This is a genomic window from Sorangium sp. So ce204 (assembly GCF_051526795.1).
GTDB classification, from domain to species: domain Bacteria; phylum Myxococcota_A; class Polyangia; order Polyangiales; family Polyangiaceae; genus Sorangium; species Sorangium cellulosum_B.
Genome location: NZ_CP150317.1, coordinates 12386610 through 12408595, shown reverse-complemented (window position 1 = coordinate 12408595; position 21986 = coordinate 12386610). Strand labels below are relative to the sequence as shown.

Below are 21986 nucleotides of genomic sequence, written 5' to 3'. Positions count from 1 at the left end.
CTGCATGCTCGCCAGGCGCCGCGCGCACCGTCAAGCGGCCCAGCGTCGTCGTCGTGTGCTCCTGTGCCAGTCGCTTCGCAGGTCGGGGATGCTCGGCAGCGGCGAGCTGGCGTCGCCGCTCCCGCTTCCCTTTGCCGCCGAGGTGTGGGATGCGCCTGCCATGAGCGTCACGTACCGGGAAGCCGGGGTCGATATCGATGCAGGGGACGCGCTCGTCGAGCGCATCAAGCGGCTCGCGAAGCCGACGCGCATCCCCGAGGTGCTCGCCGACGTGGGCGGCTTCGCAGGGCTGTGCGCGTTGCCGGGCGGGCTGTCCGAGCCGGTGCTCGTCAGCGGCACGGACGGGGTCGGCACCAAGCTGAAGGTGGCGTTCGCGACGGGCGTCCACGACACCGTCGGCATCGATCTCGTCGCGATGTGCGTGAACGACGTGCTGACCGTCGGCGCGCGGCCGCTCTTCTTCCTCGACTACTTCGCGACGGGCAAGCTCGACGTCGACGTGGGCGAGGCCGTGGTCCGCGGCATCGCCGAGGGCTGCAAGCAGGCCGGCTGCGCGCTGATCGGCGGCGAGACGGCCGAGCTGCCGGGCATGTACGCGGACGGCGAGTACGACCTCGCCGGGTTCGCCGTGGGCGTCGTCGAGCGGTCGCGCATCCTCGACGGCAAGCGGATCGCGGCCGGCGATGCGGTCATCGGCGTGGCGTCGAGCGGGCTGCACTCGAACGGCTTCTCGCTCGCGCGGCGCGTGCTCGAGAAGGAGATGGGCCTCACGATGAGCGACCGCGTGGCCGACCTCGGCGGCACCGTGGGCGAGGCGCTGCTGAAGCCGACCCGGATCTACGCCCGCGCGATCACGGCGCTCCTCGCGGCCTGCGGCGATGCGGTCCGGGGGCTGTCGCACATCACGGGCGGCGGCCTGCCGGGGAACCTGCCGCGCGTGCTGCCGGACGGGCTGGGCGCGCGGCTCGACCTCGGCTCCTACCAGCGGCCGGCGGTGTTCCAGGTGCTCCAGCGCGGCGGCCCCGTGGAGGAGGCCGAGATGCGGCGCACGTTCAACCTCGGCGTCGGGCTGGTCGCGGTCGTGGAGAAGGGCGCCGTGGACCGGGCCATCGAGGCGTTCGCCAAGAGCGGCGAGCAGGCCTGGGTGCTCGGCGAGGTCGTGTCGGTCGGCGACGTGCCGTTCGAGGAGCGCGTGCTGTTCGGATGAGCGGCCCGGCGCCGGCGAGGGCGATGCGCGGCGCGCGGGCCGGGATGCGCCGAGCGGCCGCGCGGGCCTCGCGGCGCGAGCTCAGCCGCCTTCGAGCCGCGCTCGCAGGTTCTTGATCGCCTCGTCGATCGCCCGGCTCTTCTTGTAACAGGGCCTCACCGTCGTCTCGAGCACGACGAGGGTGCGCTGGTCGCCCTCGGAGACGGCGCGCTCGAGGAACGGGAGCTTCTCGCCGCACGTGGCGTCGCGCAGCTCGAAGGAGATCCGGACCGCGGGGGTCCCGCGGGCCGCGATCTCCGGATCGCGGAGCAGCTTCGCGGCCCGGGTGGCCGGCGTGGAGCGGCCGCGGGTCTCGACGATCTCGTAGAGCACGTCGATGCCCGCGTTCCCGAAGCGGCTCGAGAGCGCGTCGAAGACCTTGTCGGCGTGCTGCTCGCCCGTCTTCGCGATCGCGATGGCGACGTTGCGCGCCGCGATCGCGAGCGCGCGCTCGCGGAGCGCCGTCGGATCGCGCTCCGCGAGCTGCTGGATCGCGTCGGCGGCCTTCACCCACCGGCGCGCCCTGACGGCGTCGGTGAGCGCCTTCCGGGCCGCTTCATCGGGCGGGGGTTCGGCCGGCGGGTCGGGCGCCGCCGGCGCAGCGGCCTCGGGCGCCTGCGCCGTGGGCGCGGGGGTCTCGGGGACGGTGGCGGCGTCGGCCGGGGCCGGCTCGCTCGTGGCGAGCGCGCTCGCGGGGGGCCTCGCGGAGCCGAGCTGGGGCTCCGGCTCGGGCGGGGCGCGCCCACCGCCGGCGAGCGCCGCGATCACGGCCGCCGCGAGGAGGCCGCCGCCCAGGTACGGGGCCAGCCGGCCCACGCGGCCGCCGAGGCCTTCGGGGCCCAGCCGCGACGCGCGAGCCTCCCGGGCTTCGCGCTTTCGCCTGGCCTTCTCCTCGCGCTCGCGCTCGGCGCGCTCTGCCTCCTCGGCGAGCTTCCGCCTGGCCTCTTCCTCGCGCTCGCGGGCGACGCGCTCTGCTTCGGCGGCCTCCAGCTCCCGCAGCAGCGTCGGGGCGAAGGCTGGCCGCGAGCCGCTCATCCGCTCGGACGTCGGCTCCGAGACGGGCGCCGCATCCTCTGCGGGCGGCTCGTCCGGCGGCGGCGACGCGGACGCCACGGGAGCCGGCTCGTTCTGCGGCGGCTGCGCCTTCACGGACGGCGCGGGCGACGGCGATGGCGCCGGCTCCGCGCCGGCCTCGGGCGGCGGCTTCGACGACGCCGGCTTCGCGACGGATGCCGGCTCGACAGCGGGCGCGGACAGCGGCTCCGATGGCGCACGCTCCGCCGCAGGCGACGACGGCGGCTTCGATGGCGCCTGCTCCGCTGCAGACGACGACGGCGGCTTCGACGACGCCGGCTTCGCTTCAGGCGACGACGGCTCCGCAGCGGACGCGGGCGGCGCCTTCGATGACGCACGCTCCGCCGCAGGCGACGACGGCGGCTTCGATGACACCTGCTCCGCTTCAGGCGACGACGGCGGCCTCGACGACGCCGGCTTCGCGACGGACACCGGCTCCACAGCGGACGTGGACGGCGGCTTCGATGACGCACGCTCCGCTGACGGCGGCTTCGATGGCGCACGCTCCGCCGCAGGCGACGACGGCGGCTTCGATGATGCACGCTCCGCCGCAGGCGACGACGGCGGCTTCGATGGCGCACGCTCCGCCGCAAGCGATGACGGCGGCTTCGATGACGCACGCTCCGCCGCAGGCGACGACGGCGGCTTCGATGACGCACGCTCCGCTGACGGCGGCTTCGATGGCGCCTGCTCCGCTTCAGGCGATGACGGCTCCTCCACGCCCGACGGCGACGGCTCCTTCGCCGAGGGCTCTACCGGACGACGCTCCGGCTGCCCCGGCGACGACAAGAGATCGTCCAGCGACAGCCGTAGGGCGCTGAATCCTGTTGCCGCCGTCGCCACAGGCGTTTCGGCGGACCGCGCGGCCTCCCCAGGCGATGGATCCGTCGAGACCGGCAGCGCCGGCTCCTGCGACGGCGCCGGCTCCTGCGACGGCGCCGCCGCGTCGAGCAGCTGCCACGACTCGCGCGGCGGCCGCGGGTCATCGGTCTCGGAAGACGCGCCACCGCCGGCTGCTTCGCGAGCGAAAGCCGCCTGGGCGATGAGCGCCGCGCCGCCCACCGTCGTCGGACGCGCGTCCTCCGGCACGCTCGAGTCGTCGGCCGCGGCGGCAGCGTCGGCCCTGGCGGCCTCCTGCGCGAAGGCGATCTGCGCCATGAACGCCGCTCCGCCGATCGCCGTCGGGCGCGAGTCGCGCGTCAGCTCAGCGACGAGGGTCGGCGTGTTGCGCACCGGCGTCGGCCGCGAGTGGCTGAGGGCGTCCTCGTCGTCTTCATCGCCCTCCGCCGGCTCCACGGCCGCCGCCGCCGGCTCCACGGCCGCCGCCGCCGGCTCCACGGCCGCCGCCGCCGGCTCCACGGCCGCCGCCGCCGGCTCCACGGCCGCCGTCATCCCCGCCAGCTCCACGCTGTCCGCGCGGCCCTCCCCCGGCTCGCTCGACGCGCGCGCTCGCTCTGCCTCCGGCGCGCCCGCGCCGCTCCCGGCCGGCGCCAGCGCGCCCGCGACGTCCTCCAGCGAGACCAGGCACGAATCGCCGAGGAGGATCGCCGAGGAGCCGCCGGAGCCCGCCTCGAGCTCACGCGACGGCGCGCTGGGCACGGGCGGCCGGTTGCTCGGCACGCGCGCCGCGTCCCCGATCGCGGGCACCGACGTCATCTCCGCCCTCGAGGACATCTCCCCCCTCGACGACATCTCCGCCCGCGGCTCGTGCACCGCGATCCCCGACGTGGCGCACGCGTCGTCGAGCGCCGCGATCAGCTCCTCCGCGGTGCCGAAGCGGGCGCGCGGATTCTTCTCGAGGAGGAGCCGCACGACCGCCTCGAGGGCAGGCGGGACCACGACGCCGGGCGCGTGCGCGGCGATCGCCGGCACGGGCGCGCTCCGCTGCTGGTTGAAGAGCTCGACCGGATCCTTGGCGAGGAACGGGTGCTTGCCGGCCAGCATCTCGTAGAAGATCAGGCCCAGGGCGTAGAGATCCGCGCGCTCGTCGACGAAGTCCATCCCGAGCGCCGACTCCGGGGCGAGGTAGGCGATGGTCCCGAAGATCACGCCGGCCGTGGTGAGCCGGACCGGGAGCGAGTCGGCCCCCGCCCGCGCGGACTCGGGCGACGCGACGGAGCGGCGCAGCTGATCGACGCTCACCTTCGCGAGGCCGAAGTCGATGAGCTTCACGAGGTCGCCCTGCGGCTCGATGACCATCGCGTTGCGCGGCTTCACGTCGCGGTGGACGATGCCCATCGCGTGGGTCGCGTCGAGCGCGGCCGCGAGCTGCCTGGCGATCAGGGCGGCGCGCGCGGCGGGCACCGGCCCCCGCCGGATGATCTCGTGGAGCGTCGTGCCGCGCACGTACTCGAGGACCAGGAAGAACGAGCCGTCCTCCGCCTCGCCGAAATCGGTCGCGGTCGCGACGTTCCGGTGCTGGATGTGGGCGCCGGCGATGGCCTCGCGCTCGAAGCGCTGCACGAGCTCGGGGAGCCGCTCGGTGTCGGGGTGCAGGATCTTGATCGCGACGCGCTTGTGCATGTGCACGTGCTCGCCGCGGTAGACCGCGCCCATGCCGCCCATCGCGATGACCTCGTCGATGCGGTAGCGCTTCGAGATCACCCGCCCGAGGTAGGACCTCGCCCGGTGCTTCGCGGCCTCGTCGGCGGTAAGGGTCGGCTCAGGCGGGCGTTCCGACATCGTGGCGCCGCCACCCTACCCCGAGCGGCGCGAAGATGGTAGGTTGCCGGACCGCTCGGGGCGGCTCAGAGGGCGACGACGCGCCACGAGACGCCGGATGGCCTGCGCCGCTGCGTGCAGCACGTCAACGACACCGTCCGTGAGCGGAGGTACACGCTTCGCGTGCAGACGCCGCAACGGGGCTCGGTCAACCTACCTGACGCAGAGCGCGCGGCCTTGGATCCGGCTCCTCGTCGTCCATACGCTGAGAAATTGGGCGTGTAGCTCCTGGTGCCGCCAGATGGTGATGCTGTGGTCCTCCTGGTTGTTGCTGCTGAACTCGCCCGCGACGCGCGTCAGCATGCATTGCGTGTCGAAGTCGCCCACCGGCGTCAGCATTTCGTAGGTCGGGTCGTCTTCTGCAGGGACGCCGAGCTCGTCCGAGAGCGCCAGTTGAGTGGTTATCGACGAGACGGTGATGCAGCGCGCCCTGGCGTGTACCCCTGTGCTGCTCGAGACGCCGCTCAGGATCCAGTGGCCGAAAACCCGAAGCACCGACACGCCCTCGTTCATGCCGTTGAAATCTCCGCCCATCCGTGTGAGGAAGCACGCCCGCGGAAGGCCGGCAGACGTGGTGTCCAACCCGAGATCGACGCCGGCATCGCCTTGCGACCACGAAAATTCGGCCGTTCTGCCGAGGGTCGAAGAGACACAGGTGGCCATGGCGCGGGCGCTGCCGTGCGTGTTGTTGCCGTGGAGGTACCATCGCCCACCCGAGATGGTTGTGTGCACCCACTCGCTACCTGACTCGAAGTCCCCCATGATCCCTGTCAGAAAGCAGGTCCTGTTCGAGGCGTCGCCCATGTCCACCGGCCCGCTGCCAGCCACCCAGATGCCCCCGCTCACCCAACCCAGGGGCTGCTCGGCAACGCTGGTCTCCTCGCTGTCATCTTCTTCCTCGCCAGCCCCCGCGATACAGCCGCTGGCGCCGATCGCAACGAGGGCCAAAAGTCCCTTCATCAAGAGTTCTTTGACCATCTGTCTACCTCCAAGCAATGAGAAGCTCGTGTGTGTGGCGAGCCAGCTCGGTCGAGCAAGGCGCATGCCACCTTGTGGGCGTTCGCTTCCGTGACGGCCATGGGCGGAGATGCGGTGGATAGCTACCGAAGCGGAGGGTCGGCACACGACGGGGGCGGTCGGACGGCGCGCCGGCACAGCAGATTCAGGCCGGAATAGGCGGCTCATGGCGCGCGCCGGGCCGAGGAGCGCGACGGTACAGCCAGACGCGTGACCGTGACATATCACGATCGAGGGCGTGACATGTCACGGTCGCTGTCACGCTTTCACCGTGACATGTCACGCGGAGACCGCTCGAGGGCGATCGTCGCGATCGAATGACCAGGGCGCGCCCCCGGAAGCATCGCTCTCCAGACAACGCCGAAGTCTTCGCGAACAACGGGGTGCCGAGGGGCGCAGGTCGCGAGGCCGAGCCCGGGCGGCCGAGGCGACGCGGCGGATCCGCGCCCGCCGTCCCACCCGCGCCCTCGGGCCCGGCCTGCTCGCGCGATGGCCCGGCGCGTCACCCGGCGCGCGCTCGGCGGCCATGGAAACGGGCCTCGCGGCGCGATCGCCGGACCCGGGCGGCCGCTTCCGCCCCGGATCTCTCCCGCGCCCGCCTCCGCCGTAGTATCTGCCCCCCATGCCCCCCCTCGATCTCGGCGTCCTCATCTCCGGCCGCGGCTCGAACCTCCAGGCGATCCTGGACGCGATCGCCGCCGGCCACCTCGACGCCCGCGTGCGGCTCGTCCTGTCCAACCGGCCCGACGTGGAGGGCCTCGCGCGCGCCGAGCGCGCCGGGGTCCCCACGCGCGTCATCGCGCACCGGGACTTCGCCGATCGCGACAGCTTCGACGCCGCCGTCGTCGACGCCCTCCGCGAGGCGGGCGCGACCTGGGTCGTCCTCGCGGGCTTCATGCGCCTGCTCACGACGACCTTCCTCGACGCCTTCCCGCACCGGGTCGTGAACATCCACCCGTCGCTGCTGCCCTCCTTCCCCGGCGTCGACGCCCAGCAGCAGGCGATCGATCACGGCGTGCGCGTCACCGGCTGCACGGTCCACCTCGTGGACGCCGGCACCGATACGGGGCCCATCCTCGCGCAGGCCGCCGTCCCCGTGCTCGACGGGGACGACCGCGACGCGCTCGCCGCGCGCATCCTCGTCCAGGAGCACGCCCTGCTCATCCGCGCGCTCTCGTGGATCGCCGAGGGTCGCCTCCAGATCGCGCCGCCTGACGTGCCGGGCGGGCGAGCGCGCGCGACGCTCGCCGGCGTCGAGACCGCGCTCGGGCTCGCCCAGAGCGGCCGCGCGCGGGGAAGCGCCGGGGAGGTCAGCGAAGTCGGAGAAGTCGGGGAAGGGGCGTGATCCACAAGCACTACGACGTCATCGTCCTCGGCCGGTCCATCGGCGCGCTCACGGCCGCGGCGCTCCTCGCGCGCCGCGACTTCACCGTGATGGTCGTCGGGCACGGCGAGCGCCCGCCCACCTACCGCCTCGACCAGCACGTCCTCCGCCGGCGCGCCTTCACGATGCTCGCCGAGCCCTCGCCCGCGTGGCGCCGCTTCCTCGTCGAGCTCGCCCAGTCGCAGACATGGAAGCGCCGCATCGTCCCGGCGATGCCCATGCTGCAGGCCGTCGCGCCACGCCGGCGCCTCGACGTGCCGCCCGACATGGTCCTCTTCGGCCGCGAGATCGACCGCGAGTTCCCCGAGCTCCGGCGGGTCGTCGACGAGCTCTACGCCGAGCTCGCCCACGTCAACGGCGCCGCGGACGACGCCTTCTCGCACGACGCCCTCTGGCCGCCGGGCACCTTCTGGGAGCGGCGCGAGACCGCGCGCTACGCCGGCATGCTCCCGTACGCGCGCGCCGAGCCCGACGCCGACCTGCTCGTCGAGTTCCCGCGCGGCCACCTGTTCCGCTCGATCGTCACGCAGTCCGTCCTCTTCGCCACGGACCTCTCGGCGCTCCCGCCGCCGTTCGCGGTCGCGCGCCTGCACGGGGCGTGGACGCGCGGGCTGATGATGCTGCCGCGCGGCGAGGAGGAGCTCGAGGAGTTCCTCGTCGAGCGCATCCTCGCCCACGGCGGCCGCTGCCTGCTCGACGAGCGCGCGGCGTCGGTCCACGTCCGCCGCGGCACCGCCGCGGGGGTCGTGCTCGACGGCGACGATCACCCGAACGGCAGCAGCTTCGTCATCACCGACATGGACGGCGAGACGCTCGCGAGCCTCTCGGGCGGCGAGGGCATCCACAAGCGCGCGCTGCGCGAGTGGCCGCGGATCACCTCGTCGATCGGCCGCTTCGTCGTGTCGCTCATCGTGCGCCGCGAGGGCTTGCCCGAGCCGCTCGGCCCCGAGGCGCTGCTGTTCCCCTTCCCGTCCGCGTCGGCGGGCCGCTCGCCCGCGCCGCCGCGCGTGTCGAGCGACGGCGCCTCCGGGGGCCGTCCGAGCTCGCCGCGGCAGACGCGGCCGACCGGACCCGGGCGCCCCGTGGTCCACCTCCAGCGCTGCGATCTGCCGGCTCCCTCGACCGACACGCTGCTCGTGGCGGAGATCCTGCTCCCCGACCGGGGCCCGCTGTCGCTGCTCGAGGCGCGCCAGGCGGTGCTCGACGCGCTCACGGCCGAGCTCCCCTTCCTCGAGCGCCACCTCGTGCTCGTCGACTCGGTGCACGACGGGCTGCCCGTGTGGCTCTACGACGGCCAGCGCCGCCGCCTCATCGAGCGCGCCGCGCTGAAGGGCGCCGCCCCGGGCGCCGAGCCGATGGTGCGGCAGCTCGAGGTCGACCCGCCCGGCTACCTCGGGCTCGCGGGCGAGCCGATCCGCGGGCCGATCGAGCGCACGCTGCTCGTCGGCCGGAGCGTGCTGCCCGGCCTCGGCCAGGAGGGCCAGCTGCTCGCCGCCTGGGGCGCCGCCCGGCTCGTGACCCGGACCGACCGGCGGAAGGAGCGGATGCGGCGGGACATGTGGAGCAAGGTGGAGATCGGATAGCGGGCGGGTGGCGGACCTCGCAGGGCTGCCCGGCCCCCAGAGAGGGTGTTCTCGGCGCGGGGTGGGGGCCCCGCCGAACTCGCCTGAAACACGAGCCACCCGGCGTTGCCGGATGGCTCGTGTTTCAGGCTCAAACATCGGCCCATCCCCCACCCCGCGCCGAGAACACCCTCTCTGGGGGCCTACCGTTTTCGGATCTCTCCACTGCGCAGAGGACGAACCGTGCGTCTTGCAAAGCGGGTGAGGCGTGAAGGCGAGACTCCGTGTCTCAGAGAGATCGGGGAAAGACCTGGAAGAACCCGTCGCGCTCGACCACGGTGAGCGGCACGTCGAACAGGCGGGACAGGTTGTCGTCGGTCAGCACCGCGCGCTTCGGGCCATCGGCGAAGACGCGGCCACTCCGCAGCAGGACGACCCGCCCGATCTCCGGCGGGATCTCCTGCACATGGTGCGTCACCAGGATCAGCGTCTTGCCCTGCCGCGCGAGGCGCCTGAGCAGATCGATGAGCTCGAACGCGGCCTTCAGATCGAGGCTCGTCGTCGGCTCGTCGAACACAAGCGCCTCCGGGTCGTGCACGAGGGCGCGCCCGAGCAGACAGCGCCGCTGCTCGCCGGCGGACATCTCCGCGATGGGCTTTTCGCCGAGGTGCGCGACGCCGAGGTCACGGAGCACCTCCTCAACGCGCCGGCGCTGCGCGTCCGTCGCCGGCTCGTGCTCGTGCAGCCCGGCGCTCGCGAAGAAGCCGGAGAGCACCACGTCGGAGCCCCGCACACCCCGGGGATAGGCCATCTGCAGCTCGTACGACACGAGCCCTAACCTGCGCCGCAGTGCGGACACCTCCCACCTTTCGCGACCGAGTATCCGTACATGCGAGCTCTCGCGGTGGACCGGATAGATTTCCCGTGAGAGCAGCCGCAGCAAGGTCGACTTCCCGGCGCCGTTGGGCCCGAGGATCGCGGTGTTCTCGCCCTGCTCGATGCGCAGCGACAGCCCCTCGAAGACGCGCGTGTCGCCGCGGAAGACCTCGGCGTCCTCGATCTCGATGAGCGCGGGCGCGCTCATCGCTCCACTCCACGGTCCTGGTTCATCGGGCGCAGACTACCCGCTTGCCGGCGTCCCGCACCGAGAAATCAGGCCGTTCGCGGTGGATCATCCGTGCCCCGGTTCGGCGATCCACTCCATCGGCCCACTCTCCATCTCTCGCGGACAGGCACCGTCGGAATGCGCCCGTGAACCGGCGTTCTCCGCTCTGGAGAGACGATGGCCCGGCCGTTGCAACGCTCTCCGAACCTTCCTTTCAACAAGCGCCCCGTGCCAAGCCGATGCTGGCACTCGGGAGTGGAAAAATCCGATGCGGCGCGGAGCCGCTCGGTCACTTGGAGATTGACAATGACGAAGATCAAGGGTTCGCTTTTCGGTGCTGGGGCAGCTCTGTGCCTGCTCGCCGCTGTCGGCGGGTGCATCGTTGTCGCGGACGATGGTTCCAGCGCCTCCGAAGAGGACGAGATTTTCGCCGATGAGGCAGCGGCGGCCGCGGCGGCATCGCAGATGCGCTTCGGCGTCGCTCCGCAGTGGAGCCAGACCTGGTCGCCGCCCCAGTCCGGACCCGCCAACGTCGATGTGGTCGCCGTCGGGGACTGGTTGCAATCTGGCGGCTTCACCAGCACCCATAAGAACAAGCTTACGCAGATCGTCAACGCGGGGAAGACCCCCTACTTCTTCGGCTACATCGCCACGGACATGACGAAGAAGGGGCTCGGGTCCGAGAACGACTGCGACGGCAACAGCGGCGCTCCGCTGTGCCAGAGGGGCGCGGCGTACGTGCGCGCCAACATCGCCTCGATGGCGAGCGCCTACCAGAAGGCGGCGGCAGGGATCAACGGGGCCCTCGGAGGGCGCGAGGCGCTGATCCACATCGAGCCGGACTGGTACCAGTTCTCGCAGACGGCGCAGCAGAACGCGCTCACGGAGACGGAGTCCGACAGCTTCATCAACCAGATCCTCGGCGCCATCAAGTCGGGCTGCCCCTCGTGCAAGGTGGTCATCGACTTCAGCCCGTGGTTCAGCCCGTCGGCCACCAAGTGGGCGTCGTCGGTCGGCGACTTCTACGACGGCTGGGATCGCAGCGTGGTCAAGTACGTCGGGCTCACGGGCAAGCAATTCCCGTTCACCACGGGCAAGATCGACAACTTCACCTACAAGGAGATCACCACCGCGCTCAGCCTGCCGCTCGTCATCGTGGACGCGTACACGTTCGGCGGCGGCCCGATCAACGTCGACTCCACCTGGCTGAACGAGAGCAACGTCGCCAAGGCCGTCGACATGGGCGTCGCGATCGTCATGCTCTCCCAGACGGGCGACGTCGCCGGCTATGACAGCTTCATCGCGCGGGTGAAGGGCAGCAGCAGCTCCAGCTCCAGCAGCACCACCTCCAGCAGCTCCAGTTCCAGCTCCAGCAGCTCCAGCTCCAGCACCTCCGGCAGCGGCGGCGGCGGCGGCGGAGGCACCACCACGTCCTCGTCGAGCAGCAGCAGCAGCAGCAGCACCGGCGGCGGCAGCGGCGGGGGCAACCCCGGGACCGGCGTGCGCGTGGAGGGCGGCAACATCACCGTCAGCATCACCCCCAACTCGACGTGGACGGGCGGCTACTGCAACAACATCAAGCTGACGAAGAACGACAGCGGCGAGACCACGTGGAAGCTCTACGTGCCCTCGAACGGCGCGACGCTCCGTGACTTCTGGAACACCAACGCCGTCAAGCAAGGCACCGACTTCGTGTTCACCGGCGTGAACTGGAACGCCAAGATCAAGCCTGGAACGAACGTCGAGTTCGGGTACTGCGCGAACGGCAACCGCTGAGCGCCAGTCGATTGGCGCCGCGCCAGCCGAGGAGGCGACACAGCCTCCGGCGGCGCGGCGCGCCGGCCCGCAGGATCGGCCGAACGACACGGGAAGAGCCCCTCTTGGGCTCCCCGCGCGGCGTCCGCGCCCGGTCGCGCTCGCCCGCGGGCCGCGCCCTCTGGTACCGTAGGCGCCCCGTGTCCTCCGCCCCGCAGCGCTCCCCCTTCGCCGGCGATGGCCCGGTCGACCCCCTCCACGCCGCCGCGCTCCCTCCTGGCGGGGCGCGCCCTCCTATCCGGGGCGCCGCATGGCGCTGAGGCTCCGGGTCACCTGGCGCAATGCGGGCAGCCCGCTGCTGCCGGACGCGCTCGCCGACGTGCAGGCGACGGCCGACGACGCGCCGCTGCCGCTCGCCGGCTCGGGCCCGGGGCGGCGCGAGTTCGTGATCCCCGCCGGGGCGTCGCGCGTCGCGCTCAGCGCGCGCTTCTCGGCGGCGTTCGACGCCTTCGAGGACGTCCCCGCCCAGGAGGAAGAGGTCCTGTCGGTCGACCAGGCGTTCGACGTGGCGAGCGGCGGGACGGCGCTCAGCCCCGCCCCTGACCCGGCGCTCGGGCAGGCTCACCCGCTCATCGACGTGCAATCGACGCCCGGCCTCGCGCTCGCCCAGATCAGGACGGATTTCGTCGATATCACCCCGTTCTGGATGGCTTACGCCGGGTATGCGGACGAGTACCGGCGCGAGCACCGGCCCGGGACCGAGCTCGTGGTCCTCGGCGCCACCGCGGGAGATCCGAAGATCTGGTTCGCGAGCATCCCGGAGGCCTGCAATGCGCCGCCGGACGGCGGGATCTCGGCCCTCGTGTTCTACCGGCCGGAAGGGTATGCCTATACCCGGGTCGACCAGCGCCACGAGATGTTCGGGCTGAATCGATACCTGCTCGCGCCCGACCCGTCTCCCGGGGCGTCGTTCTGGGCGCGCGACGTGTTCGAGCGCGATCCGCGCGACCAGTCCCGCTGGGTCTATGTCCGCTGCGGCTTCGAGGAGGCGCTCGCTGCGAGCGGCAGGGCGGTGGTCATGCTGCACCCGTGGCCGAGCGGGGCGAGCTTCGGCGCCGCCACGACGGCGAGCCTGCCCGGTCTCGCCGAGGCGGCGCTCCGCTTCCTCTGCGGCGCGCAGAAGATCGGCGCGGCACAGGGCGGGCCGCGGCTCGGCAAGCTCGGGCTCGCGGGCTTCAGCGCCGGCGGGCTGGCCCTGTGGCAGGCGCTCGCGGCCAACAAGGACCGCGTGAGCGAGGTGTTCGCGTTCGACGCCCGCGGCATCGCCAAGAACGAGGCCTTGCTCGTGCGCTGGCTCGGCGGCGACGCCTCGCGCCGCCTGCGGATGACCGGCGGCCACCAGCTCGACGCGAACGCGGCGCTCCAGCAGAAGCTCCCCGGCCCCTCGAAAGAAGCGCGCCTGACCAGCCTGCCGCCCGACAAGAGCGGCTATCTCCCCGGGGCGAACCCGCGCTGGGATCACGTGTGCTCCTCGCTCGAGGCGAGCGAGAAGGATACCTATCTGAACGCCGACTGGGTATGGCACCAGTTCGCGATGTTCGGGGGCTTCCCCGAGGCTGGGGAGCAGACCGCCGTCACGTTCCTCCAGCGCTTTCTGGAGGAGTCGGAGCTCTGAGCGGCACAGCACCCGAGGCCGAGATGCGGCCGGCCGACGACCAGGCATGTCAGATTCAAACGCCAAGAGACGCCAGAAGACGCCAGAAGACGCCAGAAAAGAGACAGGATTGTTCGCGACAAGATAGCCAGGGTCGTCGATAGGGCGTTCCGAGGACCACGCGCCCCCTTTTCTCTCGTCTCTTGGCGTCTCTTGGCGTCTCTTGGCGTCTTTTGGCGTCCAACTCTCTCTCACCACGCGATGAGCCGCGCCAGCACCCGCATGTCCTCGTCGTCGCCCAGCCTCGCGAGCGCGGCGCGCGCCCTCGCGAGCGCGGGCTCGACGTAGCGCAAATACGTAGGATCCACGCCGATGCGGTCGAGAAAGACGAAGCGCCCGGCGTCCTTCAGCTTGCGCTGGACCGTGAGCACATCGAACTCCCGGCCGAGCGCGTCGCGCGCCGTCCTGTCGAGCGAGGCGGCGGCCGCATAGTCGTCCAGCCGGGCCTCGACGAACGGGCGATCCAGGTCCTGGGCGCTGTCGTTGAGGAGCGCCGCGAGATCGTAGGCGCGCGGGCCGAGGAGGGCGTCCTGGAAGTCGAGCCAGGCGATCTCGAGGCCCCCGCCCGCCGCGTCCACGACCATGAGGTTCTGGCTCTGGTAATCGCGGTGAACGAACCCCCGCGGCCACGCGGCGATGCGCCGGGCGAGGCGCTCCGAGACGGCGTCGAGCTCGGCCCGCGCGGCGTCGCCGAGCCGGAGCCCGCGCGCGTCGAGCGCCCACGCGCGGAAATGGTCGAGCTCCCAGCGCAGGAGCGTCTCGTCGAGCGCGCACGAATCGACGATCGAGCCGCTCGGGAGCGCCGCGAGCGCCCGCTGCGCCCGGGCGAGATCGCGCGCGGCCAGCGCGTAGACCTCGGCGCGGCGGGCGGGCGCGCGCTCGACGAAGGCCGAGAGCGTCGCGTCCCCGAGATCCTCCAGGAGGAGCAGGCCGTGCTCGCAGTCCTCGGCGAGCAGCGCCGGCACCCGGACGCCGCGCTCGCGGAGGAGCGCGTGCACCTCGAGAAACGGCCACCGCGGGGGAGCGGCGCCGACCGCGACGCCGTCGGCCCCCGCGCTCGGCGCGAACATCGCGACAGCCGTCCCGGCCGGCGTCACGACGCGCAGATAGCGCCGGCACGACACGCCCCCGCGCAGCGGGACCATCGACGACGGGACATGGCCCGTGGCCCGCTGCACGAGCCGGAGCAGGGCATCGGTGTCGAGCTCGCGCACTCCCTTTCCTACGCCGGCGGAGCGAGCCAGACGCTCAGCAGGCGCCGGCGCAGCCGTCGGCGCTGTTGAACCAGAGACCGCCCGAGTCCTCGCACGCGCTGCGGTCGTACCTGCCGGAGCAGCAGCGCTCCTGGCTCTCGCACACCTTCGCGGCGCCCTCGCCGCTCCGGAAGCAGCACTTCCGGCTCTCGGGCGTCTCGGGCGCGGCGGGATCCTCGGGCGCGGCCGGCTCCCCGGGCGCGGTCGCCTTCTCGATGACCACCGGCACCGCGGGCGCGACGAGCGTCGCCACCGTGTCGCAGCCGAACGAGGCAATCATGACGAGGAGGGCGAGCGCCGATCCCAGCGCACGAGCGTTTCCAGCCGGCTTCATGATCGCCGTGGGTGGCATGGGCGCAGTGCGGCGGCAAGTTCGTGACGAGAGCCGTGCTATAACGCCGCGGAATGGCGAACGGTGCGGCGAAGGGCGCGGACAAGGGCGCGGACAAGGGCGCGGACAAGGGCGCGATGAACCGTGGGACGGCCGGCGCGACCGGGCCCGTGAGGGTCACGCCGCTGAACGGAGCAGCAGCCGCCGCCGTCGCGTGGCGCAGCCGGGGCGAGCTCCACATCACCGTCATCGTCAAGGCCACCTTCGCCTTCGCGGCGGACACGGAGATGCCCAGGGTCGAGCCGCAGCAGGTCGTCCACGGGGAGGTCCATCACGGCAACAACCCTGGGCGGAGCGTCCGGCTCACGAGCGATCTGGCGCCGCACCTGGAGCGCGCCGACGTGCTCTTTACCGGCCACGCCCACGCGCCGCCGCCCGGCGCGCCCGTGCACGCCTTGCCCGTGCGACTCGCGATCTCCGATGAGGACGGGCCCCTCCTCGACAAGGAGCTCCTGGTCAAGGACAGGGCCGGGTTCCAGCGGATGCCGCTCGTGTACGAGCGGGCGCTCCGCGGGGAGAACGACCAGGAGAACTTCCTCGGCGTGCAGGGGACGGGCGACGCGTCCGAGCCCGAGGCGAACATCGTCGATCCCCTCCAGCCGGCGCGCGCGGCCGGCTTCGGGCCCATCGCGCGCGCCTGGCCCGCGCGCAGGCGGCTGCTCGGGGCCACGCCCCGCAAGGCGCTCGACGCCGCCATCGCCGAGATCCCCGATCCCTTCGAGTGGGCCTATTACCAGGCGGCGCCCCCCGATCAGCGGACGCGTTACCTGCGCGGCGGCGAGTGGATCGAGCTCCACGGGCTCCACCCCACGCTGCCGCGCTTCCGGACGCGGCTGCCCGGGGCGCGCGGCCGAGCGCGCGTCCACGGCCTCTCGGCCTTCGGCGTGGGCGAGGGCCACCCGCTCGAGCTGAACGCGGACATCCTGCGCATCGACGGCGACGAGCAGCGCTGCACCCTCGTCTTCCGGGGCAGCCTGGTCGTCCCCGGCGAGGCCGCGCTCGCGGCGGCCACCCTCGTGGCGGGGGTCGAGCTCCCCGGCGAGCCGCTCGAGTGGCCCGACAGGCCGGCGGAGCAGGGCGCCGCGGCCCAGGATCCCGCGAAGGCAGCCGACGCGGCTGGCCGCGCGCGCGGCGTGGGAGGCGACGGCGACGGCGGCGACCCCCTGGGCGCGACCCAGGCCGCGCCGGCCGCCGGGGCGCGCACGGTGAGCCTCTCGGACGCTGGCGCGGTGGCCGCTGCCCTCGCCTCGGCGGCGGCGACGCCGTTCCGCCCCGGGTCGGCTCCCGGCGACATCGCCGGGCCGGCCGAGGGCGCGCAGGGGCCGCGGGTCGACACGGGGACCCTCTCGATCTCCTCGGTGGAAGAAGGGCCGAAGGGGTCTCCCGCCGCGACGCTGGCGCTGCTGCCCGAGGAGGACGCCGGCGCGACGGACCAGCCGGCGCTCCCGTTCCAGCCGGCGCCCCCGGGCGGCGCGCTGCCTCCCTCGATGATCAGCCGGGAGCCGGTCACGGCGGAGGAGCGCGCGGGCTCTGGCACGCTCGCGCTCGCGATGGAAGACGACTGGGAGCCGGTCGCCGGCGCGCCCGGCCCCTCCGGCGCCGGCGCGCTCGCGGCCCCCCCTGCGCTCGTGCCAGCCGCCGTGGAAGCGCCAGAAACGGCGGCAGCGCCGCTCCCGGCGCCTGAGCCGGCGGCGCCACCTCCGGAGCCGCTGCTGCCGGAGCCGCCTCCCCCGCCGAGGCCAACGCTGAGCGCCTCGCCTGCGCGCTCCCCCGAGGCGGACGAGCCGCCGCCGGCCCCGCCGCCCCGCAGGCCGCCGCCTCCACCGCCCGAGCGCCCCGCGCTGCCGACCCCTTCCCCCGCCTTGAGGAGGAGCCTTTACGAACGCTTCGATCGCAAACGGTAGCTCGCCGAGCCCGCATCGACGAGCGTGAGGGGCGCCCGCGGGCGAGGCGCCCCTCAGCAGGAGCCCCTCCCCCACGTCACGAAGGATGGATCGACGATGACGACGCGCAGACCCTCCGATTCAGATGCCCCTCAGCAGGAGACCCTCTCCCACGTCACGGACGATGATTCGACGAGGACCGCGAGCAGGCTCGCCGATTCAGACGCCCCTCAGCAGGAGACCCTCTCCCACGTCACGAATGATGAACCGACGAGGACCGCGAGCAGGCTCGCCGATTCAGACGCCCCTCAGCAGGAGACCCTCTCCCACGTCACGAACGTTGAACCGACGAAGACGGTGAGTAGGCTCGCCGATTCTGGCGCCCCTCAGCAGGAGATCCTCTCCCACGTCACGAACGTTGAACCGACGAAGTCGGTGAGTAGGCTCGCCGTTTCAGACGCCCCTCAGCAGGAGACCCTCTCCCACGCCACGAAACTTGAACCGACGAAGTCGGTGAGTAGGCTCGCCGTTTCAGACGCCCCTCAGCAGGAGACCCTCTCCCACGCCACGAAACTTGAACCGACGAAGTCGGTGCGCAGGCTCGCCGTTTCAGACGCGCCTCAGCAGGAGACCCTCTCCCACGCCACGAAACTTGAACCGACGAAGACGGTGAGTAGGCTCGCCGATTCAGACGCGCCTCAGCAGGAGACCCTCTCCCACGCCACGAAACTTGAACCGACGAAGTCGGTGCGCAGGCTCGCCGTTTCAGACGCCCCTCGGCAGGAGACCCCCTCCCCCGTCACGAACGATGGTTCGACGACGACGATGAGCAGGCTCGCCGTTTCAAGCGCCCCTCGGCAGGAGCCCCTCTCCCACGTCACGAAGGAGGGATCGACGAGGACGGTGAGCAGGCTCGCCGATTCGGGCGCCCCTCGGCAGGAGACCCTCTCCCAGGTCACGAAGGAGGGATCGACGGGGACGGCGAGCGGGCTCGCCGATTTGCTGAACATTCGACTCGAGCTCTCCGGCTTCTCGTCCGACCTCCTCCAGGTGAGCAGGCTGTCGGGGCGCGAAGCGATCTCCCAGCTCTTCACGTTCGACGTCGAGGTGGTCTGTCCGAGCGACGCCGGGGTCGACGGGCAGACCTTCACGGGCGAGAGCGTCGCGATCGTCTTCGAGCAGAACAGGGTCGAGGTGCGGCGCGTCCACGGGATGGTCGCGGAGGTCCACGACATGCTCGCGAACCTGCGCGACCACCGGGCGTACCGCCTGCACATCGTCCCGCGCGCCTACCGGCTGGCGCTGGTCGAGACCACGGAGACCTCGATGAACAAGGCGGTGCCGGATCTCATCAAGCAGAAGCTCGAGCTCGTGGGCCTGAGCGGGAGCGACGTGGCGCTCAGGCTGACGGGCACGTACGCGCCGCGGGAGTTCGTGGTGCAGTACCAGGAGACCGATCTCGCCTTCATCAGCCGCCTGGCCGAGCACGCCGGGATCAGCTTCTTCTTCGAGCACCAGGACGGGCAGGACACGATGGTCTTCACCGACGGCGCCGGCTTCGAGCCCGCGGCCGGCGCCGAGTCCGTCCAGTTCCGCGAGAACAATGACACGCGCGACGTCTTCGAGCTCGAGGCAAGATCGCGGCTGGTGCCGAGCGTGTATGTCGCCCGCGACTACAACTACCGGCAACCGATGCTCGATCTGACGGCGGAGCACGTCCTCCCCGCGGGGTACGCGGGGGGCGTGGTCGAGTACGGCGGCCATTACAAGACGCCGGCGGAGGGGAAGGCGCTGGCGCAGGTCCGGGCCGAGGAGCGGCAGGCGACGCAGCTCGTGTACGCGGGCAGGAGCGCGGTGTGCGGGCTCGGCGCGGGCGCGCGATCGACGCTGGAAGGGCACCCGAACCTGGAGTCGCTCGACCTGCTCTTCGTCGAGGTGGAGCACCGCGCGACGCTGCTGACCGGCAGAGACGAGCCGCGGCGCTACGTGAACACCTTCCGCGCGATCCCGGGCAAGAACACGTACCGGCCGCCGCGCGTCACCCCGACGCCCCGGATCGGCGGCGTCGTCACGGGGATCGTCGACGCCGGGCCGGGGGGCGGGGGCAACAACGCGCAGATCGACGATCAGGGCAGGTACATGGTCCGGTTCCTGTTCGATACGGGGGCTGCGGGCGGCCTGACGTCCAGGCCGGTGCGCATGCTCCAGAACCACGCCGGAGCGAACTACGGCACGCATTTCCCGCTCAAGCCGGGGACCGAGGTGCTCATCGCCTTCGTGAACGGCGACCCGGATCGGCCGGTCATCGTGGGCGCCGCGCCCAACCCGCTGACACCCTCACCGGTCAACAGCGCGAACCGGTCGACTCACCGGATCAAGACGCAGGGAGGTATCGTCTTCGATCTCGTGGACGAGTGAGCCGCGCACGGCCCCCCCCCGGGCGGCGGGCGATGGCGCCGCTCAGGGAGCGGGCTTCTTGACGAGTGAGCCGCGCACGGCCCCCCCGGGCGGCGGGCGATGGCGCCGCTCAGGGAGCGGGCTTCTTGCCGGGCGCGGGGCTCGCGCCGTGGGAGGCGCCCTGGGCGCCTGTCATGGCCCGGATGGCGTAGTTGAGCGCGGCGCGCAGGTTGCGCTGCGTGTTGAGCTGGGTGAGGTCGAGGCCGAGCGCGACCATGGTCTGGGCTACCGTCGGCTTGATGCCGGCGACGATGCCGTCCGCGCCGAGGAGGCGGATGGCGGTGATGAGCTGGATGAGGTGGCTCGCGACCCGGGTGTCGACGACCTCGACGCCGGTGAGGTCGAGGATGGCGAAGCGCGCCCGCTTCTCGACGATCTGCGCGAGCAGGCTGTCCATGACCTCGGCGGTGCGGACGCTGTCGACCGTGCCGACCATGGGGAGCGTGAGCACGCCGTCCCAGACCTCGATGATCGGCGTCGAGAGATCGCGGATCACCTTCTGCTGCGCCGCGATCTGGTCGAGCTGGATGCGCAGCTCCTTCTCGACGAGCCTGGAGTCCGACACGTCGAGCGAGACCCCGAGCACGCCGTCGACGCGGCCGCCGGGCTCGCTGCGGAGCGGGATGAGCCAGGTGTCCCAGTCGGCGCCGTGCGCCTCGCCGCGACCGCGGCGCACCTCGCCGTCGTACCATTGCCGCATGTCGGCGGCGGCCTCCGGGGTGGCCGCATAGAGGTCGTAGATGCTGCTCCCGACGTGCTGCCCCCGCTTCAACCCGGCCTTCGCGACCGACTTGCCGTCGTGATAGACGTAGATGCCGTCGCCGTCGAGCGCCCATACCGTCATGGGATCCACGTGCTCGACGAGCCCGTCGAGGAGGCGCGCCTTGAGCCGGAGCGTGCTCAGCTCGTTCTCAGTCACCGGCGTCACCGGCGTCACCGGCGTCACCGGCGTCGCGGCGGCGGCCGCGGGCGCGGGGCGGAGCGAGCCGAGGACGGCGCTCCGGTCGGACGACCGGCTGGCGCTGCACGACAGCGGCCGGTAGGCGCCGCCGCCGTCGCGCAGGCGCACGCTGAACGAGACGGGCTCGTCCCTCTGAAGGAGCGACGACCAGGCCGCCGAGAGCGCGGCGCGATCGTCCGGGTGCGCGAGATCCGCGAGGCGCGCGCCCCCCTCGACCCCGGGGCCCAGCGCCTCGCGGAGTCCGCCGCTCCCGTGGAGCAGCGCTCCGTCGGCCGAGGCGATGAAGAGCAGATCGGGAGAGCGGGCGAAGAGCTCGCCGAGCAACACACTGGAGGCAGATTCCATCAGTCTCACGACTCCTCAGAGAACAGAGAAGGATAAGTGTATCGTGAACGGAGCAGGCTGCGAAAGAGCTCCCTGGCGGCCGTCATGCGATTGAGCCGGGAGAAACGCGCCACGGCGTGGGGGCGCTAGCGCTAGCGTGGCGGGCGCTCCGCGGCAAGACGGTGAGCCGGCTCGCCACTGAATGAGCTACGGCGAGGTGGGCCCGAGGACGGCGAGGCGCCGCTTGCGTCGACCGGAGCGGGAGAGGTGGTGAGAGGTGCGGTGCCGGGGATGCCGGGAGCGCGTCACGGCAGGTTCGTGACCACGAGGCCATGGACTGGGCCGGTCTGGACGACATACGCGCCGTGGTCGTCCCATTTCAGGATCTTCCAGTCGCTGTCGAAGGCGAAACGGAGCTTGCCCTCGTCGTGCACGAAGGTCGAGCCGGCTGGTGAAGGGCGTTTCGACACCGGTGGACTCGTAAAGAAACGGCAGCGGCCGCACCGGCGCCGGCAGGAGGTCCGGGAGCCCGGCGGAGTACTTCTCAATCTGCCCCTCCACACCGGTGAGCGTGGTGCCGACCTCCTTCGCCTCGATCACACCGACCGCCTCGCCGCCGACGTAAAGCAGGTAGTCGGCGAAGCCGTGACCGCGCTTCAACGGGAACTCCCGGACGGCGACGCCATGCGCCGCATCGAGGTTCATCGCCTGCCTGTCCTGCACGGCCCAGCCGGCAGTCGTCAGCGCTTCGTCGATGTTCTTCCGGGCAGCATCTTCGGGACGAGTCATGGGCCGGATCAGGAAGCGTAACGAAAGCAGCGGGTTCGCGTCGATACCGAGGCGTGGTGGGGGAGCCATTCCACCCGGAAACGCCAGGTGGGATATCGACGCCGGAGCAGGCGGGGAACGGGCGAAGGGAGGTGAACGCAGCGCCGGTGCAAAGTATGGAGAGAGCTCGAGCCGCGGGTCGCGACCGCGGAGCCGCGCGCCACGGGTCGCGACCGCGCGCTCCGAGGAGCCAAAGCCGGTGGCGGCGAGCATCGTTCCGGCGCTCGCCGGCGCTTGCGATGCGCTCGCGGATCAACGAGCCTGTCGGGCCATGTTGCGGCCGTTCCGGCCGCGTTCCCCGACAAGGAGGG

The 21986-nt window shown here is 72.2% G+C and carries 14 protein-coding genes; 7 read left to right on the top strand and 7 right to left on the bottom strand.

Features of this window, described 5'->3' with window-relative positions:
• The first annotated feature begins 160 nt into the window (after nt 1-160).
• Nucleotides 161-1207 (top strand): phosphoribosylformylglycinamidine cyclo-ligase, encoded by a 1047-nt coding sequence (gene purM, locus WMF22_RS46925; RefSeq protein ID WP_438033982.1) that lies wholly within the window; start codon nt 161-163, stop codon nt 1205-1207.
• Between the two features lie 81 nt (nt 1208-1288).
• On the opposite strand, the gene WMF22_RS46920 is transcribed toward purM, so the two are convergent.
• Together WMF22_RS46920 and WMF22_RS46915 are read right to left on the bottom strand one after the other, a co-directional pair.
• Nucleotides 1289-5002, bottom strand: a complete 3714-nt coding sequence (locus WMF22_RS46920; RefSeq protein ID WP_438033981.1) for a protein kinase domain-containing protein — start codon at nt 5000-5002, stop codon at nt 1289-1291.
• Between the two features lie 192 nt (nt 5003-5194).
• Nucleotides 5195-6019, bottom strand: a complete 825-nt coding sequence (locus WMF22_RS46915; RefSeq protein WP_438033980.1) for a hypothetical protein — start codon at nt 6017-6019, stop codon at nt 5195-5197.
• A gap of 661 nt (nt 6020-6680) precedes the next feature.
• Here WMF22_RS46915 and purN point away from each other — a divergent pair.
• Nucleotides 6681-7403, top strand: a complete 723-nt coding sequence (purN, locus tag WMF22_RS46910) for a phosphoribosylglycinamide formyltransferase (protein WP_437296319.1) — start codon at nt 6681-6683, stop codon at nt 7401-7403.
• Nucleotides 7400-9025 (top strand): NAD(P)-binding protein, encoded by a 1626-nt coding sequence (locus WMF22_RS46905; RefSeq protein ID WP_437975464.1) that lies wholly within the window; start codon nt 7400-7402, stop codon nt 9023-9025. The genes purN and WMF22_RS46905 overlap by 4 nt, the downstream gene beginning before the upstream one ends.
• Nucleotides 9026-9293: 268 nt before the next feature.
• Here WMF22_RS46905 and WMF22_RS46900 read toward each other — a convergent pair whose 3' ends face one another.
• Complete coding sequence (locus WMF22_RS46900) at nt 9294-10088, bottom strand: ABC transporter ATP-binding protein (protein WP_438033979.1); 795 nt, start codon at nt 10086-10088, stop codon at nt 9294-9296.
• 327 nt (nt 10089-10415) lie between these two features.
• Here WMF22_RS46900 and WMF22_RS46895 point away from each other — a divergent pair, with 327 nt between their 5' ends.
• Nucleotides 10416-11885, top strand: coding sequence for a cellulose binding domain-containing protein (locus WMF22_RS46895; RefSeq protein WP_438033978.1), 1470 nt, complete (start codon nt 10416-10418; stop codon nt 11883-11885).
• Between the two features lie 289 nt (nt 11886-12174).
• A complete protein-coding gene (locus WMF22_RS46890; protein ID WP_438033977.1) occupies nt 12175-13539 on the top strand; it encodes a hypothetical protein in 1365 nt (454 codons plus the stop codon).
• 230 nt (nt 13540-13769) lie between these two features.
• Here the strand turns inward: WMF22_RS46890 and WMF22_RS46885 are convergent, their stop codons facing one another.
• Both WMF22_RS46885 and WMF22_RS46880 read right to left on the bottom strand, forming a co-directional pair.
• Complete coding sequence (locus tag WMF22_RS46885) at nt 13770-14792, bottom strand: aminoglycoside phosphotransferase family protein (RefSeq protein ID WP_438033976.1); 1023 nt, start codon at nt 14790-14792, stop codon at nt 13770-13772.
• A gap of 34 nt (nt 14793-14826) precedes the next feature.
• Nucleotides 14827-15165: a hypothetical protein gene (locus tag WMF22_RS46880; protein ID WP_157907324.1), complete on the bottom strand. Its 339-nt coding sequence runs from the start codon at nt 15163-15165 to the stop codon at nt 14827-14829.
• Between the two features lie 71 nt (nt 15166-15236).
• Between WMF22_RS46880 and WMF22_RS46875 the strand changes: the two genes are divergently transcribed.
• On the top strand, nt 15237-17126 hold the full coding sequence (locus WMF22_RS46875) for a DUF2169 family type VI secretion system accessory protein (protein WP_438033975.1): 1890 nt from the start codon (nt 15237-15239) through the stop codon (nt 17124-17126).
• 882 nt (nt 17127-18008) lie between these two features.
• Nucleotides 18009-19523, top strand: a complete 1515-nt coding sequence (locus tag WMF22_RS46870; RefSeq protein ID WP_438033974.1) for a type VI secretion system Vgr family protein — start codon at nt 18009-18011, stop codon at nt 19521-19523.
• A 109-nt stretch (nt 19524-19632) separates the two neighbouring features.
• On the opposite strand, the gene WMF22_RS46865 is transcribed toward WMF22_RS46870, so the two are convergent.
• Both WMF22_RS46865 and WMF22_RS46860 read right to left on the bottom strand, forming a co-directional pair.
• Nucleotides 19633-20868: an STAS domain-containing protein gene (locus tag WMF22_RS46865; protein WP_437296311.1), complete on the bottom strand. Its 1236-nt coding sequence runs from the start codon at nt 20866-20868 to the stop codon at nt 19633-19635.
• A 186-nt stretch (nt 20869-21054) separates the two neighbouring features.
• Nucleotides 21055-21636: a hypothetical protein gene (locus WMF22_RS46860; RefSeq protein WP_438033973.1), complete on the bottom strand. Its 582-nt coding sequence runs from the start codon at nt 21634-21636 to the stop codon at nt 21055-21057.
• Between the last annotated feature and the right edge of the window lie 350 nt (nt 21637-21986).

Coding starts and splice junctions, on each gene's coding strand:
- purM (WP_438033982.1), top strand. CDS start 161: ATGAGCGTCACGTACCGGGAAGCCGGGGTCGATATCGATGCAGGGGAC.
- WMF22_RS46920 (WP_438033981.1), bottom strand. CDS start 5,002: ATGTCGGAACGCCCGCCTGAGCCGACCCTTACCGCCGACGAGGCCGCG.
- WMF22_RS46915 (WP_438033980.1), bottom strand. CDS start 6,019: ATGGTCAAAGAACTCTTGATGAAGGGACTTTTGGCCCTCGTTGCGATC.
- purN (WP_437296319.1), top strand. CDS start 6,681: ATGCCCCCCCTCGATCTCGGCGTCCTCATCTCCGGCCGCGGCTCGAAC.
- WMF22_RS46900 (WP_438033979.1), bottom strand. CDS start 10,088: ATGAGCGCGCCCGCGCTCATCGAGATCGAGGACGCCGAGGTCTTCCGC.
- WMF22_RS46895 (WP_438033978.1), top strand. CDS start 10,416: ATGACGAAGATCAAGGGTTCGCTTTTCGGTGCTGGGGCAGCTCTGTGC.
- WMF22_RS46890 (WP_438033977.1), top strand. CDS start 12,175: ATGGCGCTGAGGCTCCGGGTCACCTGGCGCAATGCGGGCAGCCCGCTG.
- WMF22_RS46880 (WP_157907324.1), bottom strand. CDS start 15,165: ATGAAGCCGGCTGGAAACGCTCGTGCGCTGGGATCGGCGCTCGCCCTC.
- WMF22_RS46875 (WP_438033975.1), top strand. CDS start 15,237: ATGGCGAACGGTGCGGCGAAGGGCGCGGACAAGGGCGCGGACAAGGGC.
- WMF22_RS46865 (WP_437296311.1), bottom strand. CDS start 20,868: ATGGAATCTGCCTCCAGTGTGTTGCTCGGCGAGCTCTTCGCCCGCTCT.
- WMF22_RS46860 (WP_438033973.1), bottom strand. CDS start 21,636: ATGACTCGTCCCGAAGATGCTGCCCGGAAGAACATCGACGAAGCGCTG.